Here is an 8,462-nt window from a genome sequence, read left to right as displayed (position 1 = left end):
GTGCCGGGGCCCTCTCTGTTGTTCTTGTGCGAGTCGTGCGGGCTGTACGCGTTGTTTCGAGTGGTACGGGGCCTACGGCCGCCAGAGCCAGGGTGTCGCGTCCGGGCCCAGGCCGACGACCGCCGGGCGTTCCCCTGCCGTCGTACGGACGACCAGCGCCGGCGCCCCGACGCAGACCGCCCGGTGGTGCCTCGACTTCCCCCTGCCGTCGCGGAGTTGGACGGATCCGTCTTCGTTGCGGCCCAGCAGGACGGGGCCCGTCGGGCCCGCTGCCGCGGCCACCGGGCCGTACCCGCGGAAGGGTGTCCGGGGGAGTGGTGTGCCGTCCGGGCGGACCGCGGTGAGCCGGGCGGAGTGCGGGCCGCGGTAGAGGACGCCGAGCGACCCGTCCCGGTACGCGAGCGCGCGCGGGACGTCGCCGGGCGCGGGCATGTGCCCGTCGGCCCGCAGGGTGACGGGCGCGCCGGGCGAGGCCTGGGCCCAGTGCCGTACCGTCCTGCGGGCCGCGGCGAAGAGGTGGACCAGGCCCCGGCCGTCGACGACGGCCGACAGTCCGTCCTGGATGCCGTCACCGTCGCCCATGCCGTCCCCGTCGGGGCCCTCCAGGCCGCGCCACGGGCCCCAGCGGCCACGGGTGTCCCGCACCCGCGTGCTGACGCTCTTCGCCGCGTTCCGTACGAAGAGGTGGATCCGTCCGTCGCCCGCCGTGACCGCCACCGGGACGCCGATCCTGCGTGCACGGTCCGGGACCTTCTCCGGGCTGCCCAGGCTGGTCCAGGCGCGGCCGTCGTACTGGACGATCTCGCGGGTGTTGGCACCGCCGTGACCGCCGAGCGCGGCGAACCGCAGGGCGAAGAGGAGCAGGCCGCCCTCCTTGGGGACCGCCTGCCCGAGCACGGGGGCGAGCGGCCCGCCGCCGAGGTCCTCGGGGGAGCCGAAGGCGCCGTCCGGGGTGCCGTCGTGGGCGGCTCGCCAGCGGGTCAGGCGCAGCCCGAGCACGCCGTACGCGAAGAGGCTCCCCGCCTGCTCGTGGGTCACCAACTGGGGCCCGGGGTAACGGTAGTTGGTCGACCGGACCCAGCCCTTCCAGTTCGTCAGCGGGCGCCCACGCCCCACGCTGTAGTCCCCGCAGCCGGCCGGATTTCCGCACTCCCAGTCGGCGTCGCCGCCGTACTCGACGAGAGGCGCGGCCTTTTTCTTCAGCACGCCGGGCGGCAGGTTCTTGGGCCAGTGCCGGTTGTAGTAGCCGCGGAAGGCGGTGGTCGTGAAGCGGGGGACCGGGCGGCCCCGGCCGGTGCTCTCCGCGACCCAGCGGACCAGCGCCGCCCAGCTGAAACAGGCGACGGCGGTGTGGTCGGCATGGTCGGAGTAGCCGCGCTGCTCGCTGTCCTTGCTGCGTACGCGCTCGGGGCTGTGCTGGATGTCCGGATCGGGGTCGAGGGTCTGCACGACGGTGGGCCGGTAGTGGTCGAGCAGCCCGGTCAGCGCTTCCACGAGCTCGTCGTAGTCGTACGAACTCACCTTCTTGACGGGGGAGTTGTCGGCCACCATGGTCCGCTGCCGCATGCCCCGGTCGGCCCACAGGGCGGGCAGGGCGGGCCGGCTGCGGGAGGAGTTCACGGAGATGTCGAGGAAGACGAGGTCGGCCCTGAGCTGACCGTTCGCGAGGGTGTTCAGCTCGGCCTGCTTGCCGCCGCGCAGCTCCAGCACGGTCCGCTGCCACTGCGTGAACTTCGGCAGCCCCAGCAGGGTGGCGTACGCCTGCCGCAGCCCCTGCTGGCGGGAGGAGACGTACGCGCTCTTGTCGGGCTCGGGACGGGGGTCGCCCGGCGCGTGATTGACCCCGTTGGCCTCGCCCGCGGTGACGTACACCGAGACGACGGGCGTCCCGGCGTCCAGCATCCGCCGGGTGTCCGGGTTCATGAAGTACAGGTCGTCGTCCGGGTGCGCGAGGAACTGCAGCAGCAGCGACCGCTCGGAATGCGCGATGGGCCGCCCAGGAGCGGGATCGGTCACCGGCTCGCGGCGCCGGGGCGGCGGCACCGTACAGGAGGAAACGGCGACGGCCGCGGCGCCGGACGCCGCGGCGGCCAGCAGGGTGCGTCTGGGCAGGCGCGACCCGGGCACTGTGGTCATGAGTGGTGGTTCTCCGTCCGGCTTCCCCCGCAGCGGCTGGTCCTCGCGCTGCGCTCAGCTAGACGGGGGGACGGGGCGGTGGGTTGCCTGCGCCGGGTCGGACGTTGCGCGTCTCACGCCTCCCCGGTGTCCGGGGTTCCACGGCGGGGCCCAGGCGGTGTACGTCCCGGTCGGCGAGGGTGAACCGGGGGTCGTCGACGCGCAGCGAGACGAGGAGGCTGCCGACGACGGTGAAGCGGTTCCGGTGTCGGGTGTTCCCGTGATCGGGGCGAGCATCTGTCCGGCAACTACCTTGAAATCCCGCCGAGTTGGCAGAGACCACCCGTGTGAGTGATGAGCGGCGTGATGCGCTGTTCTACGTCCTCCGCGACCCGGCCCGGCCTGTGTGATGCGCCTCTCGGTCCGTCGTCGCGCACTTGCGCCTCGGCCGAGACGTCACCGACAGCCCTCCGGTGGTCGCGTGCGGTAATCGCCCGGCCCGTGAGGAGGGGTGATTCCTGCCCGGAACGAAGAGCGTCGTCGGGGTCCGCGCGGACGGGCGGTTTGACCTCCGTCGCCCTGGGGGTAATCTCTTCCGCCCGATTGGCGCGCCCCATGCCCCGTATGGCAGACTGTCGGGGTTGCTCGGTTGAGTATCGATGCTGCACGCCTCCCGCCGGGAGGACCGGAAGCGAGTCCCACAGTACTCGTCGCCCCAACTGCCCCTTGGGCAGCGCTGGAGCGGACGTACGGGAATCTTTCGGGAAGTGTTAGTGCGGTGCTGACCAGGCACCCGGTGGGTGTTCTCCCCCGGCTTGCGGTCGCGGACCGCATCCCTTACAGGCAGGGAAATCCTTTGGGATTTCACGCTGGCGAGGATGCGACACGCCCGACCGCGTGGGTCGGAGGGGAGCGGTGCTGAGCACGCAGAGCGCAGCTTCCCGGGTTCCAGAGCGTTATGAGAGACAGGACTACTAGTAGCCATGGCGGGACAGAAGATCCGCATCCGGCTCAAGGCCTACGACCACGAGGTCATCGACTCCTCGGCGAAGAAGATCGTCGAGACGGTGACCCGCACTGGTGCGTCGGTCGCAGGCCCGGTGCCGCTGCCCACTGAGAAGAACGTGTACTGCGTCATCAAGTCGCCGCACAAGTACAAGGACTCTCGCGAGCACTTCGAGATGCGCACCCACAAGCGCCTCATCGACATCCTCGACCCCACGCCGAAGACGGTTGACTCGCTGATGCGCCTCGACCTGCCGGCGGGCGTCGACATCGAGATCAAGCTCTGAAGGGACGGGCCGAGATGAGCAAGAACATCAAGGGCGTCCTGGGCGAGAAGCTCGGCATGACCCAGGTCTGGGACGAGAACAACCGGGTTGTCCCGGTGACCGTCGTCAAGGCCGGGCCGTGCGTCGTGACGCAGGTACGTACGAACGACAACGACGGCTACGAGTCGGTCCAGATCGCCTTCGGCGAGATTGACCCGCGCAAGGTGAACAAGCCCCTCAAGGGTCACTTCGCCAAGGCCGACGTGACCCCGCGCCGCCACCTCGTGGAGCTGCGCACCCCGGACTCCAGCGAGTACACGCTGGGCCAGGAGATCACTGCCGAGGTGTTCGAGTCCGGCGTCAAGGTTGACGTCACGGGCAAGAGCAAGGGCAAGGGTTTCGCCGGTGTGATGAAGCGTCACAACTTCGCCGGTGGCAAGGCCTCGCACGGTGCCCACCGCGTGCACCGCAAGCCTGGTTCCATCGGTGGCTGTGCCACCCCCGGCCGTGTCTTCAAGGGCATGCGCATGGCGGGTCGCATGGGTAACGAGCGGGTCACCACCCAGAACCTGACCGTCCACGCCGTTGACGCCGAGAAGGGTCTGCTGCTCATCAAGGGCGCCGTCCCCGGCCCCAACGGTGGCCTCGTCCTGGTCCGCACCGCGGCCAAGGGGGTTTGAGGAACCGATGAGCACCATTGACATCCTTTCGCCGGCAGGTGACAAGGCCGGGACCGTCGAACTCCCCTCGGAGATCTTCGACGCCAAGGTCAGCATTCCGCTGATCCACCAGGTCGTTGTCGCTCAGCTGGCCGCTGCCCGCCAGGGCACGCACTCGACCAAGCGTCGCGGCGAAGTCCGCGGTGGCGGTCGCAAGCCGTACCGCCAGAAGGGCACCGGCCGCGCCCGTCAGGGTTCGACCCGCGCCCCGCAGTTCGCAGGCGGTGGCGTCGTCCACGGCCCGAAGCCGCGTGACTACTCGCAGCGGACCCCGAAGAAGATGAAGGCCGCCGCCCTGCGCGGTGCCCTCACCGACCGGGCTCGCAACGCTCGCATCCACGTCGTCACCGGCGTGGTCGACGGTGCGGTTTCCACGAAGGCCGCCAAGTCCCTGCTGGGCAAGGTCAGCGAGCGCAAGCACGTGCTCCTGATTGCCGAGCGTTCGGACGAGGCCGCGTGGCTCTCCGCCCGCAACCTGCCCCAGGTGCACATCCTGGAGCCGGGCCAGCTGAACACGTACGACGTGCTCGTCTCGGACGACCTGGTCTTCACCAAGGCCGCCTTCGAGTCCTTCGTGTCTGGCCCCAAGGCCGATGAGACCGAAGGGAGCGACGCCTGATGACCGCGATCGTTACCAGCAAGACCTTCACGGACCACCGCGACATTCTTGTCAAGCCGGTCGTGTCCGAGAAGAGCTACGCGCTGCTCGACGAGAACAAGTACACGTTCATCGTCGCGCCCGGCTCCAACAAGACCCAGATCAAGCAGGCCGTGGAAGCGGTCTTCTCGGTCAAGGTCACCGGGGTCAACACGATCAACCGGCAGGGGAAGCGCAAGCGGACCAAGACCGGTTTCGGCAAGCGCGCTGACACCAAGCGCGCCATCGTGACCCTCGCCGAGGGCGACCGTATCGACATCTTCGGCGGTCCGACCGCCTGACGGCGGTCTGGATCGTCCGGAATCGGACGAGGACTGAGAAATGGGAATCCGCAAGTACAAGCCGACTACGCCGGGCCGCCGTGGCTCCTCCGTAGCCGACTTTGTCGAGATCACGCGGTCCACGCCGGAGAAGTCGCTGGTCCGCCCTCTGCACAGCAAGGGCGGCCGTAACAACGCCGGTCGTGTGACCGTTCGCCACCAGGGTGGTGGCCACAAGCGCGCCTACCGCGTGATCGACTTCCGTCGTCACGACAAGGACGGCGTGCCGGCCAAGGTCGCGCACATCGAGTACGACCCCAACCGCACCGCGCGCATCGCGCTGCTGCACTACGCGGACGGCGAGAAGCGTTACATCCTCGCCCCGCGTGGCCTGTCGCAGGGTGACCGGATTGAGAACGGCCCCACGGCCGACATCAAGCCGGGCAACAACCTCGCGCTGCGCAACATCCCGGTGGGTACCACCATCCACAACATCGAGCTGCGGCCCGGTGGCGGTGCGAAGTTCGCCCGCTCCGCCGGTGCCTCCGTGCAGCTGCTGGCGAAGGAGGGCGTCATGGCCCACCTTCGTATGCCTTCCGGTGAAATTCGCCTGGTCGACGCCCGCTGCCGCGCCACGATTGGCGAGGTCGGCAACGCCGAGCAGTCGAACATCAACTGGGGCAAGGCCGGCCGCATGCGCTGGAAGGGCGTTCGCCCGACCGTTCGCGGTGTTGCGATGAACCCGGTCGACCACCCGCACGGTGGTGGTGAGGGTAAGACCTCCGGTGGTCGCCACCCGGTCTCCCCGTGGGGTCAGAAGGAGGGTCGTACTCGCTCGCCGAAGAAGGCTTCGAGCAAGTACATCGTCCGCCGCCGCAAGTCGAACAAGAAGCGCTAGGAGCGGGTTTAGATGCCGCGCAGTCTCAAGAAGGGGCCTTTCGTCGACGGACACCTTGTAAAGAAGGTGGACGTACAGAACGAAGCTGGCTCCAAGAACGTCATCAAGACCTGGTCCCGGCGCTCGATGATCATCCCCAGCATGCTGGGTCACACCATCGCGGTGCACAACGGCAAGATCCACGTCCCGGTGTTCGTCACCGAGTCGATGGTCGGCCACAAGCTCGGCGAGTTTGCGCCGACCCGCACCTTCCGCGGCCACGTCAAGGACGACCGCAAGTCGAAGCGCCGCTAAGGCGGGGTGCGAAGACTATGAACGACACCGAAGGGACAACCATGGAAGCCAGGGCCCAGGCGCGGTACATCCGCGTCACGCCCATGAAGGCCCGCCGAGTGGTGGACCTTATCCGTGGCATGGATGCCACGGAGGCTCAGGCGGTCCTGCGTTTCGCCCCGCAGGCCGCGAGCGTGCCGGTTGGCAAGGTGCTTGACAGCGCCATCGCCAACGCCGCGCACAACTACGACCACTCCGACGCTTCTTCGCTGGTCATCAGCGAGGCGTACGTGGACGAGGGCCCGACCCTGAAGCGGTTCCGTCCGCGTGCTCAGGGCCGTGCCTACCGGATCCGTAAGCGGACCAGCCACATCACCGTGGTCGTCAGCAGCAAGGAAGGAACCCGGTAATGGGCCAGAAGGTAAACCCGCACGGGTTCCGACTCGGCATTACCACGGACTTCAAGTCCCGTTGGTACGCCGACAAGCTGTACAAGGACTACGTCAAGGAAGACGTCGCCATCCGCAGGATGATGACGTCCGGCATGGAGCGCGCCGGCATCTCGAAGGTGGAGATCGAGCGCACCCGTGACCGCGTGCGTGTGGACATCCACACCGCTCGTCCGGGCATCGTCATCGGCCGCCGTGGCGCCGAGGCCGACCGCATCCGCGGTGACCTCGAGAAGCTCACGGGCAAGCAGGTCCAGCTGAACATCCTTGAGGTCAAGAACCCCGAGATGGACGCTCAGCTGGTTGCCCAGGCCGTTGCCGAGCAGCTCTCCTCCCGCGTCTCCTTCCGTCGTGCCATGCGCAAGAGCATGCAGGGCACCATGAAGGCCGGCGCCAAGGGCATCAAGATCCAGTGCGGCGGTCGCCTCGGCGGCGCCGAGATGTCCCGGTCGGAGTTCTACCGCGAGGGCCGTGTGCCGCTGCACACGCTCCGCGCGAACGTGGACTACGGCTTCTTCGAGGCCAAGACGACCTTCGGTCGCATTGGCGTCAAGGTCTGGATCTACAAGGGCGACGTCAAGAACATCGCCGAGGTTCGCGCCGAGAACGCTGCGGCCCGTGCGGGTAACCGCCCGGCCCGTGGCGCCGGTGGCGCGGCCGACCGCCCGGCCCGTGGTGGTCGTGGTGGCGAGCGTGGCGGCCGTGGCCGCAAGCCGCAGCAGTCCGCGCCGGCAGCCGAGGCCCCCAAGGCCGACGCTCCCGCCGCCGCTGCTCCGGCCGAGAGCACCGGAACGGAGGCCTGACCGACATGCTGATCCCTCGTAGGGTCAAGCACCGCAAGCAGCACCACCCCAAGCGCAGTGGTATGGCCAAGGGTGGTACTGAGGTCGCATTCGGCGAGTACGGCATCCAGGCGCTGACCCCGGCCTACGTGACGAACCGCCAGATCGAAGCGGCTCGTATCGCGATGACCCGCCACATCAAGCGTGGCGGCAAGGTCTGGATCAACATCTACCCGGACCGTCCGCTCACGAAGAAGCCCGCCGAGACCCGCATGGGTTCCGGTAAGGGCTCCCCCGAGTGGTGGATCGCGAACGTCAAGCCCGGTCGGGTGATGTTCGAGCTGTCCTACCCGAACGAGAAGATTGCTCGTGAGGCGCTTACCCGCGCTGCTCACAAGCTTCCGATGAAGTGCCGGATTGTTCGGCGCGAGGCAGGTGAGTCGTGATGGTGGCCGGTACGAAGGCGACTGAGCTGCGCGAGCTGAACGACGAGGACCTCGTCGCGAAGCTCCGTGAGGCCAAGGAAGAACTGTTCAACCTCCGCTTCCAGGCGGCGACCGGGCAGCTCGAGAACCACGGCCGGCTCAAGTCCGTCCGTAAGGACATCGCCCGGATCTACACCCTGATGCGTGAGCGCGAGCTGGGCATCGAGACGGTGGAGAGCGCCTGATGAGCGAGAAGAATGTGACTGAGACGACTGAGCAGCGCGGTTTCCGCAAGACCCGTGAGGGTCTCGTCGTCAGCGACAAGATGGACAAGACCGTCGTCGTCGCTGTCGAGGACCGCGTCAAGCACGCGCTGTACGGCAAGGTCATCCGCCGTACGAACAAGCTCAAGGCTCACGACGAGTCCAACGCCGCAGGCGTCGGCGACCGCGTTGTCATCATGGAGACGCGTCCGCTGTCGGCCTCGAAGCGCTGGCGCATCGTCGAGATCCTCGAGAAGGCCAAGTAGGTAATTCCCGCAAGGGAATTCCAAAGAGACGCCCTAGAGGGGTTTCCTTCTAGGAAGTTCCGCCAGGCTCGGTGGGGCCGTAG

The 8,462-nt window shown here is 68.1% G+C and carries 12 protein-coding genes; 11 read left to right on the top strand and 1 reads right to left on the bottom strand.

The features are described 5' to 3' along the window. Positions 1-72: 72 nt before the first annotated feature. Positions 73-2,136, bottom strand: coding sequence for a PIG-L family deacetylase (locus ACWGIG_RS34045; RefSeq protein WP_453325557.1), 2,064 nt, complete (start codon positions 2,134-2,136; stop codon positions 73-75). A 962-nt stretch (positions 2,137-3,098) separates the two neighbouring features. On the opposite strand from ACWGIG_RS34045, the gene rpsJ reads away from it, so the two are divergent. From rpsJ to rpsQ, 11 genes are read left to right on the top strand one after another with little or no spacing between them, the layout of a single operon-like run. Then, positions 3,099-3,407, top strand: a complete 309-nt coding sequence (gene rpsJ / locus ACWGIG_RS34040) for a 30S ribosomal protein S10 (protein ID WP_003948644.1) — start codon at positions 3,099-3,101, stop codon at positions 3,405-3,407. A 14-nt stretch (positions 3,408-3,421) separates the two neighbouring features. After that, positions 3,422-4,066 (top strand): 50S ribosomal protein L3, encoded by a 645-nt coding sequence (gene rplC / locus ACWGIG_RS34035; RefSeq protein ID WP_453325556.1) that lies wholly within the window; start codon positions 3,422-3,424, stop codon positions 4,064-4,066. Between the two features lie 7 nt (positions 4,067-4,073). Continuing rightward, positions 4,074-4,724, top strand: a complete 651-nt coding sequence (gene rplD / locus ACWGIG_RS34030) for a 50S ribosomal protein L4 (RefSeq protein ID WP_453325555.1) — start codon at positions 4,074-4,076, stop codon at positions 4,722-4,724. Next, entirely contained in the window at positions 4,721-5,044 is a 324-nt protein-coding gene (gene rplW / locus ACWGIG_RS34025) for a 50S ribosomal protein L23 (RefSeq protein WP_266660492.1), read from the top strand. Before rplD ends, rplW begins: the two co-directional genes overlap by 4 nt. 40 nt (positions 5,045-5,084) lie before the next feature. Continuing rightward, the gene (rplB, locus tag ACWGIG_RS34020; RefSeq protein WP_453325554.1) at positions 5,085-5,921 is read left to right on the top strand and encodes a 50S ribosomal protein L2; all 837 of its coding nucleotides are present in this window, start codon (positions 5,085-5,087) and stop codon (positions 5,919-5,921) included. Between the two features lie 12 nt (positions 5,922-5,933). After that, a complete protein-coding gene (gene rpsS, locus ACWGIG_RS34015; protein WP_329118635.1) occupies positions 5,934-6,215 on the top strand; it encodes a 30S ribosomal protein S19 in 282 nt (93 codons plus the stop codon). A gap of 41 nt (positions 6,216-6,256) precedes the next feature. Further along, positions 6,257-6,604: a 50S ribosomal protein L22 gene (gene rplV / locus ACWGIG_RS34010; protein WP_016645177.1), complete on the top strand. Its 348-nt coding sequence runs from the start codon at positions 6,257-6,259 to the stop codon at positions 6,602-6,604. Beyond that, positions 6,604-7,446, top strand: coding sequence for a 30S ribosomal protein S3 (gene rpsC / locus ACWGIG_RS34005; protein ID WP_362417301.1), 843 nt, complete (start codon positions 6,604-6,606; stop codon positions 7,444-7,446). Before rplV ends, rpsC begins: the two co-directional genes overlap by 1 nt. A gap of 5 nt (positions 7,447-7,451) precedes the next feature. Beyond that, positions 7,452-7,871 (top strand): 50S ribosomal protein L16, encoded by a 420-nt coding sequence (gene rplP / locus ACWGIG_RS34000; RefSeq protein WP_119286204.1) that lies wholly within the window; start codon positions 7,452-7,454, stop codon positions 7,869-7,871. After that, positions 7,871-8,095, top strand: a complete 225-nt coding sequence (gene rpmC / locus ACWGIG_RS33995; protein ID WP_138894199.1) for a 50S ribosomal protein L29 — start codon at positions 7,871-7,873, stop codon at positions 8,093-8,095. The genes rplP and rpmC overlap by 1 nt, the downstream gene beginning before the upstream one ends. After that, positions 8,095-8,379, top strand: coding sequence for a 30S ribosomal protein S17 (gene rpsQ / locus ACWGIG_RS33990; protein ID WP_138894200.1), 285 nt, complete (start codon positions 8,095-8,097; stop codon positions 8,377-8,379). The genes rpmC and rpsQ overlap by 1 nt, the downstream gene beginning before the upstream one ends. The last annotated feature ends 83 nt before the right edge of the window (positions 8,380-8,462 follow it).

The organism is Streptomyces sp. NPDC054863, from assembly GCF_053610825.1.
Note: the sequence above shows the minus strand (reverse complement) of the source record. Positions and strands in the feature narration are given on the sequence as shown.